Source organism: Streptomyces sp. NPDC017979 (assembly GCF_044328175.1).
In the GTDB taxonomy this organism is placed as follows: Bacteria; Actinomycetota; Actinomycetes; order Streptomycetales; family Streptomycetaceae; genus Streptomyces.
The window spans coordinates 314,310-341,300 of sequence record NZ_JBIRGU010000001.1 but is presented as its reverse complement, the minus strand read 5'-3'; the positions used below and the strand labels follow the sequence as shown (position 1 = coordinate 341,300).

Below are 26,991 nucleotides of genomic sequence, written 5' to 3'. Positions count from 1 at the left end.
GGCGCGGGCCCCGCGGGGCGGGGGAGCATGTCCGCCCGTCCTCCTCGTCAGTCCTTCAAGGAGAGTTCGGCCAGGCCGTCGCCGCCCGGCGCTCCCCGGTTGAAGAGGAAGCCGCGGGTGCGGTCGATGGCGAGGCGGTAGCGGGCGAGCCGGGCTTCGTTCAGCTCGCCCGGGTCGTTCAGGACCCCTCTGACGTCGACGAGCCGATGGGCTTCGACGGACCCCTCGGGGGCCTTCTCGCCCACTTCGACCTCGGGCGGGATGTCCACCAGCGTGGTGCGGTAGCGGGCCGCGACGTCCCAGCCGGAGGTCGTCTCCCGGAACTCGAACCAGCCGATCGCGCCCTCTTCGGTGAGGCCGGTGGGGGAGGAGTGGCGGGCGATCTGGTTGCCGAGGCTGTAGGCGACCCAGGTGCCGTTCACCTTCTGGATCGGCTGCACGACGTGCGCGTGGTGTCCGATGACCAGGTCGATCCCGGTCTCGGTGGTGATGCGCTCGGCCAGCTCCAACTGCGGGACGCTCGGTTCGTTGTAGTGCTCAAGCCCCCAGTGCACCGAGAGGAGCACCACTTCGGCGCCCTGCTTGCGGGCCCTTTCCTCGGCCTGCTTGATCTCCTTGGTGCTGATCCGGTTGAAGGCCCAGCGTTCCTTCTCGGGGGTCGGGTTGAGGAAGGACTCCCACGAGTAGGAGAGATGCGCCACCTTGACGCCCTTGACCGTCCGGATGTTTATCTTCTCGGAGTCTTCACGACTCCGGGCCGAGCCGGCGTAGCCGAGGCCGACCTCGTCCATGGTGTCCAGGGTGCGGCGGACGGCCTTCAGACCGTGGTCGAACGTGTGGTTCGAGGCGGTCGAGCAGGTGTCGTAGCCGACGTCCTTCAGCGCGGTGAGGATCTGCGGGGGCACCAGGAACTCCGGGTAGCCCTCGAAGGGGCCCTCGGGCTTGGCGACCGGCGTCTCCATGTGGCAGATGGCCAGGTCCGCCTTGCTGATGACGGGCTGCACACCGGCGAGCATGGGGCCGAAGTCGAGCCCGGCCTCGCCCTTGCCGGTCTTCTTCGCGTCCGCAGCCGCCTGCTCGACCAGCTCGGGGTGGATGAGAACATCACCCGCGGCGGCGACGGTGAACGAACGACCGCCCGGCTTGCTCTGCGACTCCGAGGAGGTCGACATACAGCCGGTGGTGAGTACGGCGAGGGCCGCCGTCACTGCCAGCGCACGACCTATAGGGAGAGAATCACAGAATGTCACCGGCAGATTTTCCCATGCCGCCGAAGCCCGGCCGTCCGCCGGGCATCACGAGATCATCACTTTCTGTTCGACTGATCGTTGTTGCGGGGGCCCTCGGAATGGGCTTGGCGCTGGTCGGTTGCCAGGCGGAACCCGGTGACGAAAAGGGCGGGAAGTCGGGGTCGCGGGAGCTGGTGGACGTCAACGACCGGATCGTCAGGTACGCAGGCCAGGCGGAGAGTCGGGACGAGTACGAGCCGCCGAGCGACAAGCAGCGCGAGCGCATCGCACGCGGCGTCGGACACCTGCTCGACGGCGACCGGGAGAAGGCCGAACAGGTTCTGGACGACGCGGGCTTCCGTGTGACGAGACTCACGGACGCCGTTTCCGGGAAGCGGTACGACGAGGTTTCGGCCAGCAAGTCCGGAAATGGTGCCCGGTGGGGGCGGCTCTACCTCAACGCCGACGCCGAGGTCCGCTGGAGCGTGCAGGTGCCCCATCCGGTGGCCGACCGCGACACCGAATCCCTCGGCGCACACCTCATGGAGAACACCCCGGGCGGCGCGCTCGTCGTCGCCGGCGCCCACCGCGACGCGGGCAAGGGGAACGCGGCGGACGTGGCGCACCGCACGGACAGCGCTTTCCACGCAATGGTGACCGAATTGCAGAAGCGCCGAATTCCGGGGATCCAATTGCACGGCTTCGCGGAATCGTCGAAACGCCCCTATGAAGCGATCCTCTCCACCGGTGCGGTGCCGACGGTGACGCAGGACGTCACGGACCTGGCCGGCCTCCTGGCCGGGAAGGGCCTGCGGGTCTGCCGGGGTTGGTCGGACCGGTGCGAGTTGGAAGGGACCACGAACGTCCAGGGGAAGTCGGCGAAGCGGTACGAGGCGACCTTCCTCCACGTCGAACTCGCGCCGAAGGTGCGTGGCGACGGCAAGTCCGCGAAGGAGACGGCGGCGGCGCTGTCGACGGTGCTCGCGGCCTGGTCGGCCACGCCCCGCTAGCCCGCGCCCCTGCGCCGCCGCGCCTCCACCCGGAGCGCCGTTTCCCTGCGGGAGCGTTGGCCTCTGCGGCTTGTCCGTGGCTTGTCGCGAAGCCCCGGGCCCCTGACACCCCCGCCGTTTCCCCGCGGGAGGGTTGGTCTCTGCGGCTCGTCTGTGGTTGGTCGTGCAGTTCAGCCCTCTACGCCCTGCGGGCGTGGGGGACCCCAGGGCCCCTAACCCCCGCCCCAGCCCGCAGGCAAACGGCGGGGGTAGCGAAACAGGGGCGCGGGGAACTGCGCGACGAGCCACAGGCAAGCCGCGGAGACCAACGCACCCGCAGGGAAACGGCGAGGGTGCCCGGGGGCGCGCGGAACCGTGCGAACAAGTCCCACCCGGCCGCAGATTCGGCGGAGCTCGCCGCACGGCGAAACCGCAGGGGTCGGCGGAGCTCGCCGCACGGCGAAAGCGCACGGCGAAAGCGCCGAGGGGGGAATATCCCAAGGCGCTTGTCGGTGGCGGCTGTTACTGTCCCGAACACTTGTGTGTGGGGGGAGCGTATTCGCATCGTGCCGTCGCCTTCCTCCACGACGTAGTCGACCATCGGAGGAACTTTGAGACTTAACCCGCAGCCCCAGCGCGCGACCGTACGCCGGATCCTCGGCGTCTCACTCGCACCCGTCCTCGCGCTGGGCGCGGTGACCGTCGCAGGAGTCGGCGCAGCGCCGGCCGCGGCGGCAGCACCGAACGCCGTCACGCCCTCGGGCGTGGCCGGCCCGTGGAGCACCCCCGTGGCGCTGACCGGCACCACCGACGTCGTGGACGTCGTCGACGTGAAGACCCGGGGCAACGGCGACGTCGTGGCCGTCTACTACCGGGAGATCGCCGGTACGTGGAACCACGAGCTGCGGGTCGCGGTGCGGCCGGCGAACAGCGGGACCTGGGGCGCGGCGACCGTCCTCGACACCATGGACAAGGGCCGGGAGAGCGTCCAGCTGCTGCCGACCCCGGACGGTTCCGTCACGCTCACCTGGGTGCGACCGGGCGACTCCCGCACCATCCGGATGTCGACGCTCGCCGCGGGCGGCACGACGTGGTCGGCCCCGGCCGACGTCGTCACCGGCGGCGGGAACGTGCGCGACGCGTTCCTCGCGGTCGGCCCCTCCGGCAGGGCCGCGCTGGTCTGGTCCCGGTACGTCGACCGGTCGACCGACGTCTACGTGTCCGAGCGCACCACCGCGGGCGGAAGCTGGTCGCCGGCGCACCAACTGGACGCCTCGACCGCCGAGTCGTTCGGCGACGCGCCGCAGGCGTTCTTCGCGGCCGACGGAACGCTGACGGTCGTCTGGACGGAGGGCGACGTGAACGGCAGCGCCGCCATGATCGCCGAGAAGGCGGCCGACGCGACGCAGTGGACCGCGCCGCGCTCCGTCTCCGGGTCTGCGACCAGCATCGGACGGGTCCGGGCCGGCACGGGGTCCGACGGCACGGCCGTGCTCACGTGGAACAGGTCCGTCGGCAACGACCGGGCCATGGAAGCCGTCGTACGTCCGGCCGGCAGCGCCCAGTGGGGCGCGGTGGAGAAGATCGGGCCGGCCAACGGCGCAGTGGAGACGCAGCCGCTGGTCGCGCCGAACGGCGAGATCACCCTGGTGTGGGTGGACTCCAGCGGCGAGACCGGGTACGGCACGCGTACCACCACCCGTTCGACCGGTGGAGCGTGGTCTCCCCTCCAGACCCTCTCCACGCAGTACGTCCCCGAGCAGTTCGACGCCGAGATCGGCCCCGACGGCACCGTGCACGCCGGCTGGGTGCAGGAGGCGACGCCGGCGAACGACGGCGGCCGGATCTTCCAGCACGCCGCGCGGGTCAACGGCGCGTGGACGACGCCGAAGACGCTCAGCAGGAAGCCGTCGGGCGTGGCCATCGGCCAGGTCGCCGGCGGTCCCGAGGGCCGTACCACCGCGGTGTGGCACGAGTCGACCGGCGACTTCACCGGCCAACTGTGGACCGCGGGGACCGGGCTGCCCGGGAGCGAGCCGTCCGTGACGCCCGCCGTGCGCCGGGACCACGTCGGTGACGACGCCTTCGTCGACGTCTTCGCGCAGACCTCCGCGGGCGCCCTCACCGTCTACCGGGGGAACGCCACCCACGGCTACAACGCCAAGGTCCAGGGCGGCACCTGGCCGACCACCTCCACCCTGGTCCCGTACGGCGACCTGGACGGCGACGGGGCCAACGAGGTCCTGGTGCGCGACGGGTCCGGCGGGCTGAAGGCGTACCGTCCCGCGCGCGGTGCCGTCGTCACCCCGAACAGCCCGTCCGCGACGGTCGGTTCGGGCTGGGGCGGCTTCGACGCGCTCGTGGCCTCCGGCGACTTCACCAAGGACGGGCGCCCGGACCTGGTCGCCCGGGACGCGGCCACCGGCGACATGTACCTCTTCGCCGCCACGGACAAGGGCGGGCTGGCCCGCGTCGGGCGCATCGGCACCAACTGGAAGGCGCTGACGGTCGTGGGCGCGGGCGACCTGAACGCCGACGGGCACGCGGACCTGCTGGCCCGGGACGCCGCGGGCGCCCTGTGGCGGTACGACGGCACCGGCGCGGGCACGATCCGCGCGGGCGTGAAGATCGGCTCCGGCTGGGGCGGCTTCACCGCGATCGTCGGCGCCGGGGACCTGACGAAGGACGGCAAGGACGACGTGGTGGGCCGGAACGCGGCCGGTGAGCTGTGGCGGTACGACGGCACCGGCGCCGGCACGGTCCGCAACGGCGTGAAGATCGGCACCGGTTGGAACGGCTTCAGCAAGGTCTTCTGACCGCTGTCGCTCTGCTGCCGGTCGACACCGTCCCCGGCGCGGTCCGTACGCCGCGCCGGGGGCGGTCACCGGGATCGAGTCGGCGGCTCCTGCCCGGGGGGCCGGGAGGGCGAGCCGCCGACGGCGACCGCGGGGGATCCCCGGGGTCCACCTGGATCTGGATCCGAACTGGACCCCGGCCTGAATCTGGATCCACTCGTGCCTGCCCCGCTGCTCGCGGGGCGCGCGGCCTAGAAGACGCTCAGGCCGTACAGGCCCAGCGGCCGGGTCACCGGCTCGTAGAACGTGGTGCCGCCGACGGAGCAGTTGCCGCTGCCGCCGGAGAGCAGGCCGTACGCGGTGTTGCCGGCGAAGAGCGGGCCGCCGCTGTCACCGGGCTGGGCGCAGGCGTTGGTCTGGATCGTGTTGTACACCAGTTGGCCGCCGCCGTAGTTGACGGTGGCGTTCAGACCGGTGACGGTGCCCGTGCGGTAGCCGGTGGTGCTGCCGGAGCGCTCGATGCGCTGGCCGAGGCCCGGGGAGCCGGCGTTGACGATGTCGCGGTAGGTGCCGTTGTAGAGGTAGACCCGGCCGTCGGCGGCGGCGGGGTTGCCGTGCCGGATGACCCCGTGGTCGTACACCGGGAAGACGGTCTGGCCCGGCACCGCGGTGCCGATGTTCCAGTTGGGCCGGCCGCTGGTGCAGTGGCCCGCGGTGAGCGCGAAGAACTGGCGCGCCGAGTTGACCACGTTGAAGCCGAGGGAGCAGCGGACGCCGGCCGCCGTGATGGCCTCGCCGCCGGCGATCAGTCGGCTGAACTTGCCCGCGGTGCGCTTGATCTCCAGCGTGCCGGCCTGGGCGCCGGCCGCCTTCTTGATCTTGGCTATCTCCGCCGCCGAGACCGTGCTGTCGGCGGTGACGACGACCTTGCCCGACGCCTTGTCGGTGAACCAGGCGGTGCCGCCGACGTCGGCGCCGAGCACGGCGTCGCTGGCCTGGGCGAGTTGGGTCGCGGTGGCCTTCGCGCCCGACGGCGCCTGGGCCGCGACGGCGGTCGGGGCCACGAGCGCGGACACGGTCGCCAGGCTGGCTACGACGGTGGCGGCGCGGGCTCTTCGGGCGACGGAGCCCGTGGACAGGAACGTCTTTACCTTCACAAGTCCTCCGATGAGGGGTCCTGGGCCCGTACGCATCGGGCCCTCTTCACGAGGTCGGCAGGCCCACGGACCGTGCGGGTGTCCTGGGGCTGCGTCGTCGATGTGGGGATCCTCCGCGTGACCGGTCCCTGTCAACAAGTTCGGCTTTCGGACGCTCTGGCGGTGGAGTTCGGGCGTCCGGTCCCGGTTGGCAGGAAGGCGCTCTTGTCGGGAGCGGAGTTCGACGCGGGGGCGCACGACGGCGCGTCGGTCCCTCTGCTGCGACGTGTCAGTGCCGTACGGATTCCGGTGCGCCCCGGTGCGGCGCGCACTCGGATGGTTCGCGCCACCTGCGGCCGTCCCTGATGACCGCTGGTGGTGGCGACGGTGGACACGGAGGTGGCAGCTCAACGTGGTGCCGGAGGTGACCGGAGTGGCGGCCCGCACGCTCTGCCGGGACGCCTGGCTGATTCGTGAAGATCACGTGGAGTATTCCGGTACGTCGTGTGGTGTCGTGGGAGAGTTCGGGCTGACGCTGCGCCCGTAGCCGGTCGCTGCGGCTGGGGTCATTGAGGGGGCGGAGCGCTTCGGGTGCCCAGCGGCGGGAAATGTACGCAGCCGGCCGCGGCGCCGAGTCCGTATGGGGAGGATTGCCCCCCTTGTCATATCGGCGTCCGTGTCCGGTTCGGCGCCCCTTTCCACGACGGCGGCGGAGCCGTGTTCCTCGGAAGGCGCGGGTCCGGATACTGCCGGGACAGTAGTGACGGACGACCTCCCGAGGGATCGCGCCCGGGCCGGGCCGCCGCGGCGTTCGTGCGGCGTCCGCGTCGTGTCCGCAGGCCGGATGTCCGGGGCCGGGCCGGGGCGAGGCCGTGCTCGGGTCGGCGGCCGGTCCGTCGACGGCGGGTGACGCGGAGGAGAAGGGTTGGGACGGGCACCCGTGCGGTCCGTCCCAGCCGCTCTCCCCCGCGTTCCCCCGTGGTACCCCCGTACCCCCGTGGCGCCGTCCCCCGCCCCCGTCTCCCGGAGCGTCGGACCGCGTACGGCCGACGCTTCCCGGCCGGCGGCCGGGGGATGGCGCAGATCACTCTTGAGCCGCACCGGCCCCATGACAAGGGTGTAGCCCGTCCGGGACACTTCTGGGACATGTCCCGAGGCTGTCCCGGCTGGTCAGCGCAAGGACGGAGATCGGAGGACGGATGGATGCCGGCCGACGGAGCGCACCCGACCCGGAAGACGCCCGCACAGTCGCCGAGTTCGTGGCCAGGCTCCACGCGCTCAAGGACTGGTCCGGTCTGACCTACCGCGAACTCGCCCAGCGGGCGAGCGCCGTGGGGGACGTGCTGCCGCGCTCGACCGTCGCGAACATGCTGAGCCGCTCCACCCTGCCGCGCGAAGAGCTCGTGGTCGCCTTCGTCCGGGCCTGCGGCTGCGGCCCCGACGGCATCGACTCCTGGACGCGGGTGCGCAAGGAGCTGACCCACCGGGAGCGGCAGTCGACGGAGGTCCCGGGGTACGGAGCGGGCGGCGCCGCGGCCGACGCGGGTGCCGTCGCGGTCGAGCCGGCCGACGTGGACAACGGTGTCGTACGAACGGCGGACGGTCAGGGCGACGGCGGTGAGCACCGGGCGGCGGGCGCGCCGGCGGCCGGCACGGACGTCGCGCTCGACAGCGGGGCCAGCGGCGGGGCCGACGGCGCGGCCGGCACATCGGACGCCGTCGCGGGCAGAGGCGTCGACGGCGCTCCCGTTGACGGTGCGAGCGACCCCGGCGGTGCCGACGCCGGCGACGGATCCGGCACGCCGGTCGGGCAGTTACCCGCGACGCCCGCCGATCCCGCCGATCCCGCCAAGCCTTCCAAGCCTTCCAAGCGGGCCCTCGTGCTCATCGCCTCGACCGTCGTCGTCCTCGGGGCCGTCCTCGCGGCGCTCGTGCACACGATGCGCGGCTCCGCCGACGACGCCCCCGGCCCGCCGCAGGGCGGCGGGGCCCGGCCCTCCTTCTCGATGGGGCCGTTGCTGCTCGCCCCGTCCGCCGGCGACGTGTTCATCCGTCCCGCCGAATCGACCTGGTGCCTGGGGGAGCAGGACGACGGCACCGGCCGGATCTTCCAGGTCTCCTGCGAGGGCGGGCGCCTTCCCGAGTTCCGCATCGAACGCGGCCCGTACGGCTTCTGGCGGATCGAAAGCTCGCACCCGGTGCACGGCAGACGCTGCGCCGGCACCGTGGGCAAGGACCCGGCGAACGGTTCCGCCTTCACCAACCAGAAGTGCGGCCAGCGCGGCTACGGGGAGGAGTTCCGCATCGAGCCGGTCAGCACGGCCGGACCCGGCGTCTACGTCATCCGCCCCCTGGACTCCGGTGACTGCATGACGCTGGAGCCCACCCCGGCGGGGAGCGACTTCTTCGGCGTCCTGCGCCCGTGCCGCGACGGCCGGACGGGTCAGCTCTTCGTCCTGGAACGCAGCGCCTGAGCCCGCCGACCCTTCCCCCCTGCCAAGGCGGACGCATCACGTGATCACTGCTCCGGCCGCGCGGCCCCGTTGGTAGCCTCCCGTCGCGAATACCGGACGTCGGGGCAGGGGCACATGCGAGGCGCGGACGGCGCGGACGGCGCGGGCGGCGAAGTCCCACGGCGCGACGGAAGCGGCGCGGGCGGCGGTTCGTTCACCGGGCCGCGCCAGTGGCGCCCCCGCACCTGGGGCGCGCTGGCGCTCGCCATGCTCGTGCTCGTCGGCGGCGGTACGTACGCCGTGCGGGCCCACCTCGCGCGCCAGCAACTCGCGGACAACCGAACCCAGTTGGCGGAAGCGTGCTGGGGCCTGCTGCCGCGGGAGCACCTGCGGCCGCACCTCCCCAACGACACCCCGGGCCGCCGCGTCGAGTACGGCACCCTGCTCCACCCCGACCGGGAGAGCGGTGCGCTGCTGGACTGCCGGCTGTCCTGGGGCGGGGTGAGCGCGGAGGTACGGGCCACGGCACCGCTGCGACCCGGGCCCGACGCACCCGACACGGCACAGCGGCCCGACGCGGCCTTCCCGTTGGCGCTCCCGGCGAACGCGCTCGGCAGCGCCGACGGCGACGAGGAATCGGCCGCGGCCGTCCTCGTCGTCACCTGCCCCAACGGCCTCGCCAGACGCACCGGTCGCAGCACCGACCTCCAGGTGCGCGTCAGCCTGCCGCTGGCCCGCCCCGGCACGCCCGAAGGCGCCGCCGGGCCCACCCGAACCGAAGCGGCCCGTACCGCCGCGGCCGTCGCCGACCGGATCGCGGTGCGCCAGAACTGCGGCGGCACCCCGCTCGGCGAACTCCGCGCGGCGCCGGCCCGCCCCGACGCGTCCCTGTGCCGCTGGCTGGACGCCGACGCCCTCGGCCTGGCCGGCGCCTGGACCGCGCGCCCCACCGGCCCGTACGCCACCCGCGGCGGCCGCTGCGAACTGCGCGCGCAGCCCGTGCCGCAACGCCCCGGGGACGTCGTCGCGATCGAGGCCGCCAGCGCGTCCGGCGCCTGGTCCCGCGACCTCGTGGAACAGCAGCAGGGCGGCGGCCTGTCCCACGTCGCGGCGGCGGCGACCGCGCGGTGCGGCGGCGTCGCCACGTACCACCAGGTGCTCGTACGGACCCAAGGGCCGGAGGCGGTCGACCGCCGGCCGAACCGGGAACAGGCCGCCGAACAAAGCCGATTGGCGCGCGCCGCGCTCGACCGCTACGTGACGGCGGAGGGCGCCTGGCCGGACCGCTCGGGCTGTCGGGACACCCGGGCGCAGGGGGTGCCGCCGTGATCGTCATCGACGACCCCGACGAGGAGGTCCGCCCGGTCGGCCCCGAGCCGGCGCACCGCCGGCCCGCGGTCCGGTTCCGCGCGGCGCTCCTCGGCGCGCTCGCCGCACTGCTGGCGCTGCTCACCGCCTGGTTGACGCTCGGCGACGGCCTCGACCGATGGCGCGGCGACCCCGTCCTCGACTCCGCCTGCGACGGGCTGCTGCCGGTCGCGGCGGCGCGGGCGGTGCTCGGTGAGGGCCGGCTCGCCGAGCGGCGCGACCCGTCGTCCGCCGCGGACGGCACGCCGGCCGACCACCGGTGCGTGGTCGCCGGGACCGGCGACGGCGGAAACAGCGTGGACGTCGCCGTGCACCGCGTCGAGCGCGGCGCGGACGCCGTGGGCACGCCGTCGTACCCGGGGACGGACGCCCGTTGGCCCGTCCCGCTGGGAGGCGGCTGGGACGGCTTCTTCAACGGCGTCACGCGAACGGAGCCGCGCTCGCTCGACGCGCTCGCCGCCGTCCTAGTCCTGTGCCCACGCGGCGCCACGGACCTGCTGGTCACGGTGCGGGGCGTGGTCGTGGACGGCGCCATGGACAACCCGGTGGACCGGCTGCGCATCGCCCGCCTCGCCACCGGCACGGCCCGCGCTTCGGCGGACCGCTTCGGCTGCGGGGCGCACCCGGCGGCCGACCCCGCCGCGATCGCGCTGCCGTCCGCGGCCGACGAGGACGTGGCCCCGTCCGACGCCCGCGGCGCCTGCGCCGGCGTTCCCGCCCCGAGCGGCACGGGCCGGGCCCAAGCCCGGGTGCGGGAGAGCGGGCGCGGCGTCGCGCTCCGCGAGCGCTGCGAGGTGACGTCGGTGGGCGCGGACTACCTGCGGTACGAGTTGGACGCGTACTACGGGCCGTACGCCGAGGAGGTGCGGAAGCGCCCGGGGGCGGCGGGCGACGGCGTCCTGGTCGCGGCGGCGTCCTGCGCCGGTGGCGCGGTGCCCGGGCTGTACGTGATCCGCTCCCCGTGGTCGGCCGAGGAGGGGGCGTCGCCGACGTATCCGCAACGGGCCCTCGACGCCTTCGCCGAGCGTTCGGCCAAGGCCCGCGGCTGCACCCTGCGGCCCGCTGACGCGCCGCGGTGACCGGGCCCCGTCCCCGCGTCCGGCGCGCCGCCCGACGCACCGGACGCGGTGCAGCGTCGAACGGCCCGGGGCGGGGTCAGACGCGGACCACCACCTTGCCCCGCGTGCGGCCGCGCTCGGCGTACGCATGCGCCTCCGCGATCCCCTCCAGCGGGTACGTCCGCTCGACGCGCGGCGTGTAGCGGCCCTGCCGGCCGAGTTCGCCCGCCTCGGCGAGGAGCGCGGAGTCGTTCACCGCGTTGACCAGGTGCACGCCCAGGGCCTGCGCGTTGGCGTGGTCGGCGATCGTCGACACGCGGCCCGGGTCGCCCACGATCGCGACGAGGTCGGCGAGGGACCCGGAGGCCGCGGTGTCGAGCGCCACGTCGACGCCGCCACCGCGCGGAGCCAGGGCGGCGACGCGGGCCGCGAGCCCGGGGCCGTACGTGGTGGGTACGGCGCCCAGAGAGGCGAGGAACGCGTGGTTGCGCTCGCTGGCCGTCCCGATCACCACGGCGCCCCGAGCCACCGCGATCTCGACCGCGGCACTGCCCACGCCACCGGCCGCCCCCTCCACGAGCAGGGTGCGCCCCCGCAGGGGACCGAGCGCATTCAGTCCGCCGAGCGCGGTCACCGACGCCAGGCCGGCGCCGGCGGCCTCCTCGTCGGTCCACTCGGCAGGCGCGTGGGCCCAGGCCGAGAGCACGGCCGACTCCGCCGTCGCGCCGGTGACGCCGCCCAGCCCGAAGACGCGGTCGCCGACGCCCACCCCCGCCACTCCCGCACCGATCTCGTCGACCACCCCGACTGCGTCCCGCCCGGGAATCGCCGGCAGCTCCACGGGCAGCACCTCGCGCACCGCCCCCGAACGCACCTTCCAGTCCACGGGGTTGACGCCGGCCGCCGCGACGCGGATGCGGATCTCGCCGGGCCCGGGGTGCGGGTCCGCCACCTCCTCGACCACGAGGGTCTCCACCCCGCCGTACCGGTGGAACCGGGCTGCGCGCATGACGTCCTGCCTTTCCTGGATGCTCGGCGAGAGTGCCGACGCCGACCGTTACGCTAAAACCTGACGCCGACGTCAGGTGCAAGTCGGGCGGACCGCCCGCAAGGAGGAGGCGCGATGCGCATCGGTGAGGTCGCCGCGCAGGCGGGAGTGAGCGTCCGCGCGCTGCGCTACTACGAGGAGCACGGGCTGCTCCAGTCGTCCCGCACCCCCGGCGGCCAACGGCACTACCCCGCCGCCGCCGTCCCCCGCGTCCGGCTGATCCAACAGCTCTACGCCGCGGGTCTGCCGAGCAGGGTGGTCCGCGAGGTGGTGCTGCCGTGCGTGGACACGGGCGAAGCGTCCCCCGACCTCCAGGACCGCCTGTCGGTCGAACGCGCCCGCATCGACCAACACATCACCGACCTCCTCGCCGTGCGCGACCGCCTCGACGCGGTCATCGCCATCTCCGGCGACCCCGAAGCGGACTGCTCCCACCTGACGTAGAGCACGCGCCCGCCACCTGATTCGCTGCCCGGTCACTTGTCTGCGGCCCGGTGGGGGCTGTTCGCGCAGTTCCTCCCCCTGTACCCAGAGGACACGGGGACCCCCCCCAGCGCCCCTGAAGACCTCCGCCGTCAGCCCGCAGATAACAGGGACGGGGGAAGCACATCAGGGGCGCTGGGGGTCCCCCCGTGCCCTCTGGGCACAGGGGGAGGAACTGCGCGACAAGCCCCCACCGGCCGGTAGGGACCGACGCACCCGCAGGGAAACGGCGGAGGTCTTCAGGAGCGCTGGGGGTCTCCCCGTGCCCTCTGGGCACAGGGGGAGGAACTGCGCGACAAGCCCACCACCGGCCGGTAGAGACCAACGCACCCGCAGGGGCACGGCGGCACTGTCCCCACGCACACCCAGCAAACCGCAGGGGACCTAGCTCGCCCCGCCGAGGTTCCGCTCCAGCCACGCGACGGCGAACCGGACGAGATCCGCCGCGTCGAAGACGTGGCTTTCCGCGGCACCCACCAGTCCCTTGTTCCCGATGCCCGCCGCCAGCGCCTCCCGGGCGATCACCTCGAAGGGCCAGGTGCCCTCCGGGACCAGCGACGAGTAGTCGAACGCGGCGTCCTCCGAGTCGATGTCGCGGAAGCGCCGCCAGACCCGTTCGCCGTCCACGAGGATCGGCTGCTCGTACTCCACGAACCGCTTGCCGGGCGCGTCCGCCAGCGCTTCGGCGTGGTGCAGGATCGTCAGGGTGTCCAGGGGCGCGCCCAGGAGCAGGACCCGGCCGCCCCGGGCGACGAGGCGGGCCAGCGGGCTGCCGGGGCCGTGCGGATCGTCCCAGGGGTGGTCGGACATCAGCTCCGCCGCCCCCGCGCCGAGCGCGGCGAAGCTCGCGTCGGGGTGGCGGCTGCGCACCGCGCCGGGCCAGCGCCGCAGCGCTTCCGGGAGCCGGCCGTTGTTGTGGTCCGCCTCGCTGAGGTCGGGGTCGTACGCGGGGTGCTCGGCCCGCAGGGCGTCCTGCCAGGCGGGCGGCCAGTCGGTGAAGTCGTACGGCGGTGCGTCGTTCCAGCCGCAGGTCACCATCAGGGTGCCCCGCTCGCCCACGACGTCCCGCAGCGCGTCGACGATCGTCGGGGCGCCGCCGGCCACGTACCCGACCGCGGACATCTGCGTGTGGAACATGACGGTGTCGCCGCCGCCGAGACCGAGCGCGGTCAGGTCACGGCGGAGCCGGCTGCGGGTGACCGGGCCGTCGGCGCGCTTGAGTAATGCCATCTCGTCCATGGGCGCGACCGTATCCACGGCGCGGGATCCGACGACAGCGGATTACGGCGCCGTCAGCCACCGGTACTGGAGCTCGGGGCGGCCGATGTGGCCGTACTGCGGGCTGCGGGCCGCCCGCCCCTGCGTGACCAGGTGCTCCAGGTAGCGGCGCGCCGTGATGCGGGAGATGCCCACTGCCGCGCCCGCCTCCGCCGCCGTCAGCCCGTCCGGCGCCTGACGCAGGCTGCGGGTGACCGCGGTCAGCGTCGGACCGCTCAACCCCTTCGGCAGCGCACCGCCCTCAGGCGCCCGCAGCGTCGCCAGCGCCCGGTCCACCTCCTCCTGGCCGCTCGCCTCGCCCGCCGACGCTCGGAAGTCGGCGTACCGGCCGAGCCGGTCCCGGAGCGTGGCGAAGGTGAAGGGCTTGAGGACGTACTGCACCACGCCCAGCGACACCCCCTCCCGGACGATGGTCAGGTCCCGCGCCGAGGTCACCGCGATCACGTCCGCCGAGTGCCCGGCGGCCCGCAGCGAGCGCACCAGCGCCAGGCCGTGCCCGTCGGGCAGGTAGAGGTCGAGCAGCAGCAGGTCGACCCGGGTCCGCTCCAGCACCCGCACGGCCTCGGAGCGGGAGTGGGCGACGCCGGCGACGCGGAAGCCGCTGACCCGGCCGACGTACAGCGCGTGCGCGTCCGCCGCGACGGGGTCGTCCTCGACGACCAGGACGCTGATGGGCTCGTCGCTCGCGCTCATGGGTGGTGCACCTCCGCGGTGGGCAGCGGCGATCGTACGACACCGACCCGAGTGCCCCCGGAGCCCGTCCCCGCTGGCCAGGACCGCCCCGTCACGCCGGCACCCCCGACTGCAACGGCAGCCGTACGGTGAACTCCGCGCCGCCGTCCGGACCTTCGGCCAGCGCCACCGTGCCGTGGGCGCGGTGGACCGCCTGGCGGACCAGGGCGAGGCCGATGCCGCGGCCGGGGCCGTGGGTGGACCAGCCGCGGTGGAAGACCTCGTCGGCGCGGGCGGGGTCGACGCCGGCGCCCGTGTCGTGCACCCGCACCAGCAACTCGTCGGCCTCGGCGTACGCGGTGACGGTGACCCGGGCCCGGAGCGCCCCGGGTCGGGCGGGGGAGCCTTCGGGAGGTCCGTCGGCCGCCGCCTCGGACGCGGCGTCCACGGCGTTGTCGATCAGATTGCCGAGGATCGTCACCAGGTCCCGGGCGGGCAGGGTGGCCGGCAGGACGCCGTCGTCGATCCGGCTGTCCGGGGCCAGCACCAGCTCCACGCCCCGCTCGTTGGCCTGCGCCGCCTTGCCGAGCAGGAGGGCCGCGAGGACCGGCTCGCCGACCGCGGCCACCACCCGGTCGGTGAGCGCCTGGGCGAGTTCCAACTCCGCGGTGGCGAAGGAGACGGCCTCCTCCGCACGGCCCAGTTCGATCAGCGAGACCACGGTGTGCAGCCGGTTCGCCGCCTCGTGGGCCTGTGAGCGCAGCGCCTGGGTGAAGCCCCGCTCGGAGTCCAACTCGCCGAGCAGTGACTGGAGTTCGGTGTGGTCGCGCAGGGTGACCACGGTGCCGCGGCGCTCCCCGCCGACCACCGGGCTGGTGTTGACGACCACGACCCGGTCCGCGGTGAGGTGGACCTCGTCGACCCGGGGCTCCGCGGCCAGCAGCGCCCCGGTCAGCCCCGGCGGCAGGCCCAACTCGTCGACGGGCCGGCCCACCGCGTCCCCGCCGAGGCCGAGCAGCTCGCGGGCCCCGTCGTTGACGAGGGCGATGCGGCGCCGCCCGTCGAGCATCAGCAGTCCCTCGCGCACCGCGTGCAGCGTGGCCTGGTGGTAGTCGTGCATCCGGCTCAGCTCGCTCGCGTTCATGCCGTGGGTGTGGCGGCGCAGCCGGGCGTTGATGACGTACGTGCCGAGGCCGCCGAGCGCGAGGGCGCCGCCGGCGACCACCAGCAGCCAGAAGACCTGCTCGCGGACCTGCTCGCTGATGGCCTGGATGGTGATGCCGGCGCTGACGAGCCCGACGACGCGGCGCTCGCCCCCGGCGCCGGTCCCGCCGTCCTCGTACACCGGCACGACCGTGCGGATGGAGGGGCCGAGCACGCCGAGGTGCTTCTCGCTGTACACCTCGCCGCGCAGGGCCTGTTCGGTGTGGCCGAGGTAGGCGCGGCCGATCTCGGAGGGTTCGGGGTGGGTCAGGCGGGTGCCGTCGGGCGACATGATCGTGATGAAGGCGACGCCCGCGTCCCGGCGGACCCGCTCCGCGTACGGCTGGAGCGCCGTCGAGGGGTCCGCGGACTCGATCGCGGCGGCCACCCAGGGGGAGCCGGCGACGGTCGCGGCCGTGGCGGTGGCCTGCCGGCGGGCGGTGTCCTCCGCCTGCGAGCGGTCGGTGAGGTACGCGAAGAGGGCGCAGCCCGCGACGATCACCGCGACCAGGACGACCTGCATCGCGAAGAGCTGGCCCGCGAGGCTGCGGGGGCGGGGTATGCGCATGGTGACAGTTTGCCCTTCGAATCATGACTTTTGATATGCAGTGCCAGATTCGTCACTCGGCTCGTTTGGGTGCCCACGGGCTCGATCGTGAACGAAATGCACGCAACGGTGACCCGGGTCACAGCGTGATGGATATTCGCCGGAATCCATACGGGACATGGAACGGCACACATTCGAGGAGGACCCGTGGCTGCAGCAGCAGGCAGAAGGGACCGCACGCACTACCTGTACATCGCTGTGATCGTCGCGGTGGTGCTGGGCATCACCGTCGGTTTCGCAGCCCCGGGAGTCGCCGTCGAGCTGAAGCCCATCGGCACCGGCTTCGTCAACCTCATCAAGATGATGATCTCCCCGGTGATCTTCTGCACGATCGTGCTGGGCATCGGCTCGGTCCGCAAGGCGGCCAAGGTCGGCGCGGTCGGCGGGCTCGCGCTCGGCTACTTCGTCGTCATGTCGATCGCCGCGCTCGCGATCGGCCTGCTCGTCGGCAACGTGCTGGACCCGGGCAACGGCCTCCAGATCACCGAGGCGGCGAAGGAAGCGGGCGGCAAGGCGGCCGAAGGCGGCGGCGAGTCCACCGCGGACTTCCTGCTGGGGATCATCCCGACGACGCTGGTCTCCGCCTTCACCGAGGGCAAGGTCCTGCAGACCCTGCTGGTGGCGCTGCTGGCCGGCTTCGCGCTCCAGGCCATGGGCAAGTCGGGCGAGCCGGTGCTGCGCGGCATCGGGCACATCCAGCGGCTGGTCTTCCGCATCCTGGCGATGATCATGTGGGCGGCCCCGGTCGGCGCGTTCGGCGCGATCGCGGCCGTGGTCGGCGAGACCGGCGTGGACGCGCTGAAGTCGCTGGCCGTGATCATGATCGGCTTCTACATCACCTGCGGACTCTTCGTCTTCGTGGTCCTCGGCGCGCTGCTGAAGCTGGTCGCCGGGGTCAACCTGTGGTCGCTGATGAAGTACCTGGGCCGGGAGTTCCTGCTGATCGTCTCCACCTCGTCGTCCGAGTCGGCGCTGCCGCGGCTGATCGCGAAGATGGAGCACATGGGCGTCAGCAAGCCCGTGGTCGGCATCACCGTGCCCACCGGCTACTCCTTCAACCTCGACGGCACCATGATCTACCTGACGATGGCCTCGCTGTTCATCGCCAACGCGATGGGCGACCCGCTGAGCGTCTCGGAGCAGATCTCGCTGCTGGTCTTCATGTTCATCGCCTCGAAGGGCGCGGCCGGCGTCACCGGCGCGGGCCTGGCGACCCTCGCCGGCGGCCTCCAGTCGCACCGCCCCGAACTGGTCGACGGCGTCGGCCTGATCGTCGGCATCGACCGCTTCATGAGCGAGGCGCGGGCCCTGACGAACTTCGCGGGCAACGCCGTTGCGACCGTGCTCGTCGGCACCTGGACGAAGGAGATCGACAAGGAGCGGGTCGAGGCGGTGCTCGCCGGCCGCATCCCGTTCGACGAGAAGACCCTCCTCGACGACGGCCACGGCGCCCCGCCCGCGGACGACGACGCCCCGGACGTCCCGGAGCCGCGCGAGCAGGAGAGCGCCCCCGCGAAGGTCTGACCCCGCCGGCCCGGGAGCCCTCCCCCTTCCCCTCCCGAGCCGCTTCCCACCCGCGCCCGCCCTCCGGCTTCCCCCATGACGGAGGGTGGGCGCGGGCGCGTTCGGCGCCGGGCCGATCAGGCGGCGTCGCCGGACTCGTGGGTGCCGTCGTCGTCGAGGAACAGCGCCGAGAGGCGCGGAAAGCGGCGGTGCATCTCCGCTTCGTCGTCGAAGTCGAACTCCTCGCCCATGTCGACGGGCGTCCGGTCCTCTTCGCCGCGGGCGGCGCGGTGGCGGGTGCACGCCTCGTAGAAGTCCTCCGCGCCGGTGATCCGCTCGTACGCGGTGCGGGCCGCGTAGTTCACGTCCTCGTAGAAGACGTAGTCGACGCCGCCCACGGTGGCGTCTTCGGCGACGACGGGGTTCTCGGCGAGCGCGTCGGGGCGGGCCGACGCCTTCTCGTACCACTCGCGGCCGAGGGCGACCAGACCGGCCCGGAAGTCCATGAAGCTGTCGTCCGAGCAGCCGCCGCCGATGAGGTAGGCCGCGGCCCACATGTCCCAGCGGTAGACCGCCGCGGTCATCTCCTCGAAGCGCTCTTCGTAGGCGAGGACGTCCGACGCGGGACGGGTGGCGAGGACGTCGACCAGGGCCGCGTCGAAGGGGCGGTCCGCCGTGGCGGTCGAGCGGGCGGTTTCGATGACGCGCCAGAACTCCGTGAGATCCATGGGGCGGAACTCTGCCACCCGGGTCTGACAACCGCCCTGGAAACGGGTCCCGACCCCCGCAGACGCCTGACCTGGATGCTTACCCCGAGGTGCGTTGCTGACTTCAAGGTCAGTACTTGTCCGCCCTGATTGCCGCGTCAACGATGATGGTCATGAACAGGGACAACACCCCATCCACAGGATCCACAACAGACCGCGCCACCACCGTACGGCCGGACGCCGTCACCGTCATCGGCCTCGGCGGCATGGGACGCGCGCTCGCCGGCGCGTTCCTCGACGCCGGCCACCCCACCACCGTGTGGAACCGCACCCCCGGCAAGGAGGGCGACCTCGTCGAGCGGGGCGCCGTCGTCGCCGCCAGCGCCGAAGAGGCCGTACGGGCCAGTGGGCTCACCCTGGTGTGCCTCCTCGACTACGACGCATCGGACGCGGTCCTCGAACCGCTGGCCGACGCCCTCGCCGGCCGCACCCTCGTCAACGTCACCTCCGACGTGCCCGAGCGCTGCCGGCGCACGGCAGCCTGGGCCGAGCAGCACGGCATCGCGTACCTCGACGGCGCCGTGATGGTGCCCGTCCCGGTGGTCGGCACGGAACACGGGCTGCTGTTCCACGCCGGTCCGCGCGACGTCTTCGAGCGCCACGAGGACACGCTGCGGGCGCTCGGCGGCCGGACCGAGTACGTCGGCGTGGACCACGGTCGGGCCGCCGCCTTCGACCTGGCGCTGCTGGACTTCTTCTACGGGGCCATCAGCGGCATGATCCACGCCTTCGGGATGGCCAAGGAGGAGGGGGTGGACGCGGTCGACGTCGCCCCGTACATGGCCACCATCGCCGCCATCCTGCCGCCCATGCTGCCGGTGCACGCAGCCGAGGTCGACACCCGCACCTACGGGACCGGGGGCGGCGGCCTCGGGATGATGGCGACGGCCGTCGACCACGTCGCACACCTGGCGCGCAGCCACAAGCTGGACTCCGCACAGATCGACGCCATCAAGCGGACGGCGGACCGGGCCAAGGAACTCGGGCACGGGGACCACACCTGGGCCGCGACCTACGAAGCGCTGCTCTCCCCACGGCCCTGAACGGCCCGCGCCCCCTTGCCTTGACGTCGGCGTCAATGTCTAGGTTCGTCGACATGAGAATCGGCGAACTGGCCGAGCGCGCCGGTACCACCACCCGCACGCTCCGCTACTACGAGACGCGCGGCCTGCTGCCCGCACGCCGCTCGGACAACGGCTACCGCAGCTACGACGAGGGCGACCTCCGGCTCCTGGAGGAGATCAGGACGCTCCAGGACTTCGGGTTCGACCTGGAGGAGACCAGGCCGTTCGTGGAGTGCCTGCGGGCGGGCCACCCGGCCGGGGACGCCTGCCCCGCCTCCCTCGCCGTCTACCGGGCCAAGCTCGACGAGTTGGACGGGCTGATCGACCGGCTCCGCTCGGTGCGGGACCGGGTCGGCGCCCAACTGGCCCGCGCCGAAGGCGAAGTGCTCGACTGCCCGGCGCCGCGCTGCGCCTGGGGGTTCACCGAGGGGGAGTTGTGACGCAGACGACTGGACTGCCGGACGTGACGGACGCCGACTTCGAGGCACGGGTGCTGGAGTCGGAGCTTCCGGTGCTGGTGCAGTTCACCGCGGTCTGGTGCGGGCCGTGCCGGATGCTGAAGCCCGTCCTCGCGGACATCGCCCGCGAGCAGGCGGGTCGGCTCAAGGTGGTGCAGATCGACGTGGACGCCAACCAGCAGACGACCCAGCGCTACACCGTGCTCTCCACGCCGACCGTGATGGTCTTCCGCGACGGCGAACCGGTGCTGTCGACGGTGGGCGCCAAGCCCAAGGCCCGCCTGCTACGGGAGCTGGCCCCGGTTCTCGACTGAGCTGACGCCCCTTAGCTGAGCAGCACCACACAGCCCCGCCGTTCCAACTCCGCCACCACCTCCGGATCGGGCGCCCCGCCCTCCCAACGGTCGTTCCACCGCAGGTCCAGCTTCTCCAGCGCGGGCATGCGGGCCACCCAGGAGGGCAGGGCGCGCAGCCGGTTCGCCCGGAGGTCCAAGGAGCGCAGCAGCGGGAGGGACGCCAGCGCCGCCGGCACCTCGACCAGGGCGTTCTCCCGCAGCTCCAACTGGCGCAGCTCCCGCAGCCGCGCCACCGAATCCGGCAGCCCCGTCAGCGCGTTGCCGCGCAGCCACAGCTCGCGCAGCGCCGCGAGGCGGCCGATGCCGCTCGGTAGGCCCGTCAGCGAGCAGTGCTGGGCCCGCAGTTCCACCAGCGCCGCCATCGAGCCCAGCTCGTCGGGGAGCGAGCCGAGCGGGTTCTCGCCGACGTTGAGGTACCGCAGCGCCGTCAGTCGGCCCAGGGACGCCGGCAGCTTCGTCAGCCGGTTGTCGTGGAGGTAGAGGAAGCGGCTGAGCGAGCGCAGCTCGCCGATCTCCACCGGCAGCGACTCCAGCGCGTTGTGGCCCAGGTCCAGGGTGCGCAGCCGGCGCAGCGCGCCGATGCGCGGGGACAGTTCGGTCAGTCCGTTGTCGGCGAGGATCAGCACCCGGAGGTCGGTGCGGTCCCAGACGGCGTCCGGCGCACGGCCGAGGTCCTGCCGCCAGAGGTTCAGCTCTTCGACCGGTCCGCGTCCGCGGTCGGTCCGTTCGTGGTCAGTCGTGGAGGGCACGACACCCTTTGTAACAAAAAATCCCCCGCCGAATTGTCGGCCGAGGGTTTTCGTGACTGTCTTGCTCTGCGTATATTGGTTGTTTGCCTGTTCTCCTGTGGAGAATCACATCAGGAGAAGGCGAGGCGGAAAAGCCATCAACAGGTGACACCATATCGCGTCAGGAGCTGAATTGTCAAACGGGGAATGCGAGAAAGACCGACACGCTGCGGGAGGCCCGGAAGCGGAATTGGCGCACGAGCAGCAATTCCTTTCCACCGTCTACGCCCGCCTCGAAGAGCTCCGCGGCGAGGCCGAGGACACCGTCCGTGCCTCCCTGGCCCAACTCGGCACCGGCCGCCAGGCGCGCGTCGAACGCGACGTGCGCACCTTCGAGCGCTCCGCCCACCTCGCCGCGCTCAACGCGGTGGAGGCCGGACTCTGCTTCGGCCGGCTCGACTTCCAGGACGGCACGGTCCGCCACATCGGCCGCATCGGCATCCGCGCGGCCGATGCGGAACTCACCCCGCTGCTCGTCGACTGGCGCGCCCCCGTCGCCCGCCCCTTCTACCTCGCCACGGGGTACGAGCCCATGGGGCTGCGCCGCCGCCGGCACATCAGCACCCACGAGCGCACCGTCACCGCGCTGCACGACGAGGTGCTCGACCTGCGGGACACCGGCCGCACCGGCTACGAGGACCACGACGCCGACTCCGTGCTGCTGGCCGCGGTCTCCGCCGCCCGCACCGGCCGCATGGCCGACATCGTGCAGACCATCCAGGCCGAACAGGACCGCATCATCCGCGCCCCGCGCCAGGGCGTGCTGGTCGTCGAGGGCGGCCCCGGCACCGGCAAGACCGCGGTCGCGCTGCACCGCGCCGCGTACCTGCTGTACGCCGAGCGGGAGCAACTCGCCCGCCGGGCCGTGCTGATCGTCGGCCCGAACCCGGCCTTCCTCGGCTACATCGGCGAAGTGCTGCCGTCCCTCGGCGAGACCGGCGTCCTGCTCTCCACCCTGGGCGAACTCTTCCCCGGCGTGCACGCCACCGGCGTCGAGCCGCCGGCCGCCGCCGAGGTCAAGGGCCGCGCGGAGATGGCCGCGGTGCTGGAGCAGGTGGTGCGCGACCGCCAACTGCTGCCCGAGACGATTCCCGACGCCCCCGGCGCGGACCACGAGTCGCAGGGCACCCTCCCCGAGCCCGCGCTCCTCGTCGACCACGAGCAGTACGGCACCCTGCGCCTGCACCGCGAGATGGCGTACGAGGCACGGGACCGGGCCCGCGCCACCGGGCTGCCGCACAACCTCGCCCGGCCGCACTTCGCGTTCCGGATCATCGACGCGCTCACCGCGGAACTCGTCGACCGGCTCGGCGCCGACCCGTACGGCGGGCCGAACCTCCTCGGCCCCGACGACGCCGCCCAGATCGGCAAGGAGATCGCCACCAGCGCCGACGTCCACGCGGCCATCGACGAGCTGTGGCCGCAGCTCACCCCCGAGCAGGTCGTCGCGGACTTCCTCGCCGACCCCGAGGGATACCTGACCGAGGACGACGCGCTGCTGCTCCGGCGCGAAGGCGGCCCCTGGACCCCGGCCGACGTGCCGCTCCTCGACGAGACCGCGGAACTCCTCGGCGTCGACGACAGCGCCGAACGCGCCGCCCAGGAGGCCGCCCGACAGGAGCGGATCGCCTACGCGCAGGGCGTGCTGGACCTGTCGGCTGGTTCGGAGTCGTACGAGTTCGAGGACGAGGAGTCCGAAGTCCTGGCCGCGCACGACGTCATCGACGCCGAGCGGATGGCCGAGCGACAGGAGGAGGCCGACCACCGCAGCGCCGCGGAGCGCGCCGCCGCGGACCGCACCTGGGCCTTCGGGCACATCATCGTCGACGAGGCGCAGGAGCTGTCGCCGATGGCCTGGCGGCTGCTGATGCGGCGCTGCCCGACGCGTTCGATGACCCTGGTCGGCGATCTCGCGCAGACCGCGGAACGCTCCGGCGCCGGCTCCTGGCAGCAGATCCTCGGGCCGTACGTGGGCGACCGCTGGACCCACGCCCGACTCGGCGTCAACTACCGAACCCCGGCCGAGATCATGGCCCTGGCCGCGGCGGCGCGCCGCGCCACGCACCCCGACTTCGAGCCGCCGCGCTCGGTGCGGTCGACCGGCGTCGAGCCGTGGCGCGAACGGGTCGCCGCTGACGGCCTCGCCGCCGCGGTCGCCGCGGCCGTGCGCCGCGAGACCCCGGACGAAGGCCGGCTGGCGGTGATCGCCCCGCCCGACCTCCACGCGCTCCTGACGGCGGCCGACCCGGCACTCGCGGGCGGCGCGGTCGACCTCACCCGACGGGTGGTGCTGCTCGACCCCCGCGCGGCGAAGGGCCTGGAGTTCGACGCGGTCGTCCTCGTCGAGCCGGGCCGCTTCGACGACAGCGACCTGTACGTGGCGATGACACGTGCGACGCAGCGCCTGGGGCTGATCCACGCCGGTGAACTCCCGGCCGGGCTCGGGACGGAGTGAGGCGGGGCATGGGCGTCCACAACGTGCACGAGCGCGTCCTGGCTGCGCCGGCGGAGGAGGTCGGCGCGCTCGTCGACACCCTGAGCGGCCCGGGGGACCGGCTGTGGCCGCGCCATGCCTGGCCGGCGATGGTCTTCGACCGGCCGCTCGGGATCGGCGCGAGCGGGGGGCACGGTCCGGTGCGCTACACCGTCGTCGGGTACGCCCCCGGGGCGTCGGTGCGGTTCGCCTTCCGAGGGCCGCGGGGGTTCCACGGCTTCCACGAGTTCACCGTGCACGCGCTGGACGAGGAGCGGACGGTGTTGCGCCACGTCCTCGCCATGGACGTGCGGGGCCCGGCGCGCGTGAGCTGGCCGCTGGTCTTCCGCCCGCTGCACGACGCGCTCCTGGAGGACGCGTTGGACCGTGCGGAGTCGGCGTTGACGGGCTCGGTGCGGAGGCCGGCGCGCTGGAGCCCGTACGTCCGCCTCCTGCGCACCTCGATCCGCCTCGCGCGAATGCTCCGCTGAGGCCGCGGTCCCGCCGCGCTGGTCGAGCGACCGTGGCGACCGCGGCCCGGTGGGTGGCTGTTCGCGCAGTTCCCCGCGCCCCTGTTGCGCTCCCCTTGGTTGTTTTACCTGCGGATCAACAGTGGCTGGTTGCGCAGTTCCGCCGCCTACGCCCTGCGGGCTGGGGCAACGGGTTCAGGGGCGCTGGGGGTCCCCCCACGCCCTCTGGGCGTAGGGGGCGGAACTGCGCGACAAGCCACCCACCGGGCCGCAGGGGCCATCGCTGCGTACGCGCCACGGCGGGACCGCGTCCGTGAGGGCAGCCCGCGCGGGGGACGCCTACGCCGGGCGCAGCCAGAGCGTGGCGAGGGGTGGCAAGGTCAGCAGGACGCTGGAGCCGCGGCCGTGGGACGGGGTCGGCTCCGGGGGGACCGCGTGGCGGTCGCCCGAGCCGTTGCGGATGCCGGCGCCGCCGTACCGCGACTCGTCCGTGTTCAGGACCTCCTCCCACCCGGGGATCCACTCCGGCACCCCCACCCGGTAGCCCTCCCGCACCACCGGGGAGAAGTTGCTGACCGCGACGAGCGGGTTGCGCGCCGCGTCGAAGCGGACGAAGGCGAAGACGTTGTCCTCCGCCGCGTCCGCGTCGATCCAGGAGAAGCCGTCGGGTGCGGAGTCCCGCTCCCACAGCGCCGGCGTGGCGCCGTACACCGCGTTCAGGTCGCGCACCAGGTGCCGTACGCCGCGGTGGTCGGGCTCGGCCGAGTAGGAGGGGTCCAGCAGCCACCAGTCGGGGCCGTGGGACTCCGACCACTCCGCGCCCTGGGCGAACTCCTGTCCCATGAAGAGCAGTTGCTTGCCCGGGTGGGACCACATGAAGCCCAGGTAGGCGCGGTGGTTGGCGCGCTGTTGCCACCAGTCGCCCGGCATCTTGCTGACCAGCGCCCGCTTGCCGTGCACGACCTCGTCGTGGGAGATCGGCAGGACGTAGTTCTCGCTGTACGCGTAGACCATCGCGAAGGTCATCTCGTTGTGGTGGAACTTGCGGTGCACCGGCTCGCGGACCATGTACTCCAGCGAGTCGTGCATCCAGCCCATGTTCCACTTCAGGCCGAAGCCGAGGCCGCCGCTGTCGGTGGGGCGGGTCACCCCGTCCCAGGCGGTGGACTCCTCCGCGATGGTGACCACCCCGGGGCAGCGCCGGTAGACGGTGGCGTTCATTTCCTTCAGGAAGGCGACCGCGTCGAGGTCCTCCCGGCCGCCGTGCGCGTTCGGCGTCCACTCGCCCTCCTCGCGGGAGTAGTCGAGGTAGAGCATCGAGGCGACCGCGTCCACCCGCAGCCCGTCGATGTGGAACTCCTCGCACCAGTAGACCGCGTTCGCGACGAGGAAGTTGCGGACCTCCTTGCGGCCGTAGTCGAACTCCAGGGTGCCCCAGTCCGGGTGCGCGGCCCGGGTCGGGTCGGCGTGCTCGTACAGCGGGCGGCCGTCGAACTCGGCGAGCGCCCACTCGTCGCGCGGGAAGTGCGCCGGCACCCAGTCCATGATCACGCCGATCTCGGCGCGGTGCAGCGCGTCGATCAGATGGCGGAAGTCGTCGGGGGAGCCCATGCGGGAGGTCGGCGCGTAGAACCCGGTGACCTGGTAGCCCCACGAGCCGCCGAAGGGGTGCTCCGCCAGCGGCATCAGCTCCACGTGCGTGAAGCCCAGGTCCTTGACGTACGAGGGGAGCTGCTCGGCGAGCTGGCGGTAGGTCAGCCCGGGGCGCCAGGAGGCGAGGTGCACCTCGTACACCGACATCGGCCCCTCGTGGGCGGGGCGCCCGGACCTGCGGGCCAGCCACTCGGCGTCCTGCCAGACGTGCTGCGACCGGGTCACCACCGAGGCGTTCGCGGGCGGCACCTCGGCGTGGCGGGCCATCGGGTCGGCCCGCAGGGTGTGCGTGCCGTCCGGGCGCGTGATCTCGAACTTGTACAGCGCGCCCGCGTCGATGCCGGGGAGGAACAGCTCCCACACGCCCGACGAGCCCAGCGACCGCATCGGGTAGCCGCCGCCGTCCCAGTAGTTGAAGTCGCCGGCGATCCGCACGCCCCGTGCGTTCGGCGCCCACAGCGTGAACCTGGTGCCGGCCACGCCCTGGTGGACCAGCGGATGGGCGCCCAGCGCGCGCCACAGCTCCTCGTGCCGGCCCTCGCCGATCAGGTGCAGGTCGAGTTCGCCGAGGGAGGGCAGCAACCGGTACGGGTCGTGCGTCTCGACCTCGTGGACGCCCCGCCCGTCCGGGGTGTCGTACGTGATCAGCAGTCGGTATTCGGGCACCGTGCGGCCCGGCAGCAGCGTGGAGAAGAGTCCGTCGCCGTCGTCGTGCAGCGGCACCCGCCGTCCGCCGGGGGCGATGAGGGCGACCGCGCGGGCGTACGGGCGCAGGGCGCGCACCGCGACGCCGGCGGGCCCGACGTGCGCCCCGAGGACGGCGTGCGGGTCGTGGTGCCCGCCGCCGAGCAGCCGCGCCCGCTCGTCGGGCGCGAGGGGCGGCGCCGCGGGCACGCCCGGCTGCGGGGCGGCCTGCCGGCGGGCGGTGCGGACGGGTGCCTTCCGTACCGGCGCCGCCGGGCGCGCCGGCTTCGCCGTGCCCGAGCGGGCCGGCCGCGCGGCGGCGGCCTGTTGGACCGTCGGCCTGGGCACGGACGACGCGGGCGCCGGGGCGCCCGCCGCTTCGGTGGCTGGGGTGTCGTGGTACGGGGGGCGTGCGGGGGTCACGGGTACGGGCCTCCTTGGAACACAACAGGAAGA

Annotated in this window: 21 protein-coding genes; 12 read left to right on the top strand and 9 right to left on the bottom strand. The window is 73.3% G+C overall.

All coding sequences use genetic code 11. The features are described 5' to 3' along the window. Positions 1-47 precede the first annotated feature (47 nt). A complete protein-coding gene (locus ACH4E8_RS01445; RefSeq protein WP_398443228.1) occupies positions 48-1,172 on the bottom strand; it encodes a CapA family protein in 1,125 nt (374 codons plus the stop codon). Between the two features lie 176 nt (positions 1,173-1,348). Here ACH4E8_RS01445 and ACH4E8_RS01440 point away from each other — a divergent pair, with 176 nt between their 5' ends. Then, entirely contained in the window at positions 1,349-2,239 is an 891-nt protein-coding gene (locus ACH4E8_RS01440; RefSeq protein WP_398443227.1) for a hypothetical protein, read from the top strand. A gap of 590 nt (positions 2,240-2,829) precedes the next feature. Further along, the gene (locus ACH4E8_RS01435) at positions 2,830-5,034 is read left to right on the top strand and encodes an FG-GAP-like repeat-containing protein (RefSeq protein ID WP_398443225.1); all 2,205 of its coding nucleotides are present in this window, start codon (positions 2,830-2,832) and stop codon (positions 5,032-5,034) included. 230 nt (positions 5,035-5,264) lie between these two features. Here ACH4E8_RS01435 and ACH4E8_RS01430 read toward each other — a convergent pair whose 3' ends face one another. Next, a complete protein-coding gene (locus tag ACH4E8_RS01430; protein WP_398443223.1) occupies positions 5,265-6,170 on the bottom strand; it encodes a S1 family peptidase in 906 nt (301 codons plus the stop codon). A 1,238-nt stretch (positions 6,171-7,408) separates the two neighbouring features. On the opposite strand from ACH4E8_RS01430, the gene ACH4E8_RS01425 reads away from it, so the two are divergent. From ACH4E8_RS01425 to ACH4E8_RS01415, 3 genes are all read left to right on the top strand, one after another. Next, a complete protein-coding gene (locus ACH4E8_RS01425) occupies positions 7,409-8,623 on the top strand; it encodes a helix-turn-helix domain-containing protein (protein ID WP_398443221.1) in 1,215 nt (404 codons plus the stop codon). A gap of 114 nt (positions 8,624-8,737) precedes the next feature. Continuing rightward, the gene (locus ACH4E8_RS01420; protein ID WP_398443219.1) at positions 8,738-9,931 is read left to right on the top strand and encodes a hypothetical protein; all 1,194 of its coding nucleotides are present in this window, start codon (positions 8,738-8,740) and stop codon (positions 9,929-9,931) included. Then, positions 9,928-11,049 carry a hypothetical protein gene (locus tag ACH4E8_RS01415; RefSeq protein ID WP_398443218.1) on the top strand — a complete coding sequence of 374 codons (1,122 nt, stop codon included), beginning with the start codon at positions 9,928-9,930 and terminating at the stop codon, positions 11,047-11,049. The genes ACH4E8_RS01420 and ACH4E8_RS01415 overlap by 4 nt, the downstream gene beginning before the upstream one ends. 76 nt (positions 11,050-11,125) lie before the next feature. On the opposite strand, the gene ACH4E8_RS01410 is transcribed toward ACH4E8_RS01415, so the two are convergent. Further along, on the bottom strand, positions 11,126-12,037 hold the full coding sequence (locus ACH4E8_RS01410) for an NADP-dependent oxidoreductase (RefSeq protein ID WP_398443216.1): 912 nt from the start codon (positions 12,035-12,037) through the stop codon (positions 11,126-11,128). Between the two features lie 114 nt (positions 12,038-12,151). Between ACH4E8_RS01410 and ACH4E8_RS01405 the strand changes: the two genes are divergently transcribed. Next, a complete protein-coding gene (locus ACH4E8_RS01405; protein ID WP_398443214.1) occupies positions 12,152-12,520 on the top strand; it encodes a MerR family transcriptional regulator in 369 nt (122 codons plus the stop codon). A 423-nt stretch (positions 12,521-12,943) separates the two neighbouring features. Here the strand turns inward: ACH4E8_RS01405 and aac(3) are convergent, their stop codons facing one another. From aac(3) to ACH4E8_RS01390, 3 genes are all read right to left on the bottom strand, one after another. Further along, a complete protein-coding gene (aac(3), locus tag ACH4E8_RS01400) occupies positions 12,944-13,798 on the bottom strand; it encodes an aminoglycoside 3-N-acetyltransferase (protein ID WP_398443211.1) in 855 nt (284 codons plus the stop codon). A gap of 42 nt (positions 13,799-13,840) precedes the next feature. After that, entirely contained in the window at positions 13,841-14,530 is a 690-nt protein-coding gene (locus ACH4E8_RS01395) for a response regulator (protein WP_398443209.1), read from the bottom strand. A 91-nt stretch (positions 14,531-14,621) separates the two neighbouring features. After that, on the bottom strand, positions 14,622-16,280 hold the full coding sequence (locus tag ACH4E8_RS01390) for an ATP-binding protein (RefSeq protein WP_398443206.1): 1,659 nt from the start codon (positions 16,278-16,280) through the stop codon (positions 14,622-14,624). A 186-nt stretch (positions 16,281-16,466) separates the two neighbouring features. On the opposite strand from ACH4E8_RS01390, the gene ACH4E8_RS01385 reads away from it, so the two are divergent. Continuing rightward, complete coding sequence (locus ACH4E8_RS01385) at positions 16,467-17,843, top strand: cation:dicarboxylate symporter family transporter (protein WP_398443204.1); 1,377 nt, start codon at positions 16,467-16,469, stop codon at positions 17,841-17,843. Between the two features lie 116 nt (positions 17,844-17,959). Here the strand turns inward: ACH4E8_RS01385 and ACH4E8_RS01380 are convergent, their stop codons facing one another. Then, complete coding sequence (locus ACH4E8_RS01380) at positions 17,960-18,550, bottom strand: DUF4240 domain-containing protein (protein ID WP_398443202.1); 591 nt, start codon at positions 18,548-18,550, stop codon at positions 17,960-17,962. A 152-nt stretch (positions 18,551-18,702) separates the two neighbouring features. Between ACH4E8_RS01380 and ACH4E8_RS01375 the strand changes: the two genes are divergently transcribed. From ACH4E8_RS01375 to trxA, 3 genes are read left to right on the top strand one after another with little or no spacing between them, the layout of a single operon-like run. After that, positions 18,703-19,632, top strand: a complete 930-nt coding sequence (locus ACH4E8_RS01375) for an NAD(P)-dependent oxidoreductase (protein WP_398443201.1) — start codon at positions 18,703-18,705, stop codon at positions 19,630-19,632. Positions 19,633-19,685: 53 nt separating this feature from the next. Beyond that, on the top strand, positions 19,686-20,093 hold the full coding sequence (locus ACH4E8_RS01370) for a MerR family transcriptional regulator (protein WP_398443199.1): 408 nt from the start codon (positions 19,686-19,688) through the stop codon (positions 20,091-20,093). Further along, entirely contained in the window at positions 20,090-20,425 is a 336-nt protein-coding gene (gene trxA, locus ACH4E8_RS01365; RefSeq protein ID WP_398443197.1) for a thioredoxin, read from the top strand. The genes ACH4E8_RS01370 and trxA overlap by 4 nt, the downstream gene beginning before the upstream one ends. 11 nt (positions 20,426-20,436) lie before the next feature. Here the strand turns inward: trxA and ACH4E8_RS01360 are convergent, their stop codons facing one another. Beyond that, entirely contained in the window at positions 20,437-21,159 is a 723-nt protein-coding gene (locus ACH4E8_RS01360; RefSeq protein ID WP_398444674.1) for a leucine-rich repeat domain-containing protein, read from the bottom strand. A gap of 286 nt (positions 21,160-21,445) precedes the next feature. Here ACH4E8_RS01360 and ACH4E8_RS01355 point away from each other — a divergent pair, with 286 nt between their 5' ends. Both ACH4E8_RS01355 and ACH4E8_RS01350 read left to right on the top strand, forming a co-directional pair. Next, the gene (locus ACH4E8_RS01355; RefSeq protein ID WP_398443195.1) at positions 21,446-23,710 is read left to right on the top strand and encodes a HelD family protein; all 2,265 of its coding nucleotides are present in this window, start codon (positions 21,446-21,448) and stop codon (positions 23,708-23,710) included. 8 nt (positions 23,711-23,718) lie between these two features. Continuing rightward, positions 23,719-24,219, top strand: a complete 501-nt coding sequence (locus ACH4E8_RS01350; RefSeq protein WP_398443193.1) for an SRPBCC family protein — start codon at positions 23,719-23,721, stop codon at positions 24,217-24,219. Between the two features lie 318 nt (positions 24,220-24,537). On the opposite strand, the gene glgB is transcribed toward ACH4E8_RS01350, so the two are convergent. Further along, positions 24,538-26,958 (bottom strand): 1,4-alpha-glucan branching enzyme, encoded by a 2,421-nt coding sequence (gene glgB, locus ACH4E8_RS01345; protein ID WP_398443191.1) that lies wholly within the window; start codon positions 26,956-26,958, stop codon positions 24,538-24,540. Positions 26,959-26,991: the final 33 nt, after the last annotated feature.

Bases quoted from the DNA above. Each gene is read 5' to 3' on its own strand.
- ACH4E8_RS01445 (WP_398443228.1), bottom strand. From the start codon at position 1,172: ATGTCGACCTCCTCGGAGTCGCAGAGCAAGCCGGGCGGTCGTTCGTTC.
- ACH4E8_RS01420 (WP_398443219.1), top strand. From the start codon at position 8,738: ATGCGAGGCGCGGACGGCGCGGACGGCGCGGGCGGCGAAGTCCCACGG.
- ACH4E8_RS01370 (WP_398443199.1), top strand. From the start codon at position 19,686: ATGAGAATCGGCGAACTGGCCGAGCGCGCCGGTACCACCACCCGCACG.
- ACH4E8_RS01410 (WP_398443216.1), bottom strand. From the start codon at position 12,037: ATGCGCGCAGCCCGGTTCCACCGGTACGGCGGGGTGGAGACCCTCGTG.
- ACH4E8_RS01395 (WP_398443209.1), bottom strand. From the start codon at position 14,530: ATGAGCGCGAGCGACGAGCCCATCAGCGTCCTGGTCGTCGAGGACGAC.
- ACH4E8_RS01405 (WP_398443214.1), top strand. From the start codon at position 12,152: ATGCGCATCGGTGAGGTCGCCGCGCAGGCGGGAGTGAGCGTCCGCGCG.
- ACH4E8_RS01375 (WP_398443201.1), top strand. From the start codon at position 18,703: ATGAACAGGGACAACACCCCATCCACAGGATCCACAACAGACCGCGCC.
- ACH4E8_RS01350 (WP_398443193.1), top strand. From the start codon at position 23,719: ATGGGCGTCCACAACGTGCACGAGCGCGTCCTGGCTGCGCCGGCGGAG.
- ACH4E8_RS01440 (WP_398443227.1), top strand. From the start codon at position 1,349: ATGGGCTTGGCGCTGGTCGGTTGCCAGGCGGAACCCGGTGACGAAAAG.
- ACH4E8_RS01380 (WP_398443202.1), bottom strand. From the start codon at position 18,550: ATGGATCTCACGGAGTTCTGGCGCGTCATCGAAACCGCCCGCTCGACC.
- ACH4E8_RS01390 (WP_398443206.1), bottom strand. From the start codon at position 16,280: ATGCGCATACCCCGCCCCCGCAGCCTCGCGGGCCAGCTCTTCGCGATG.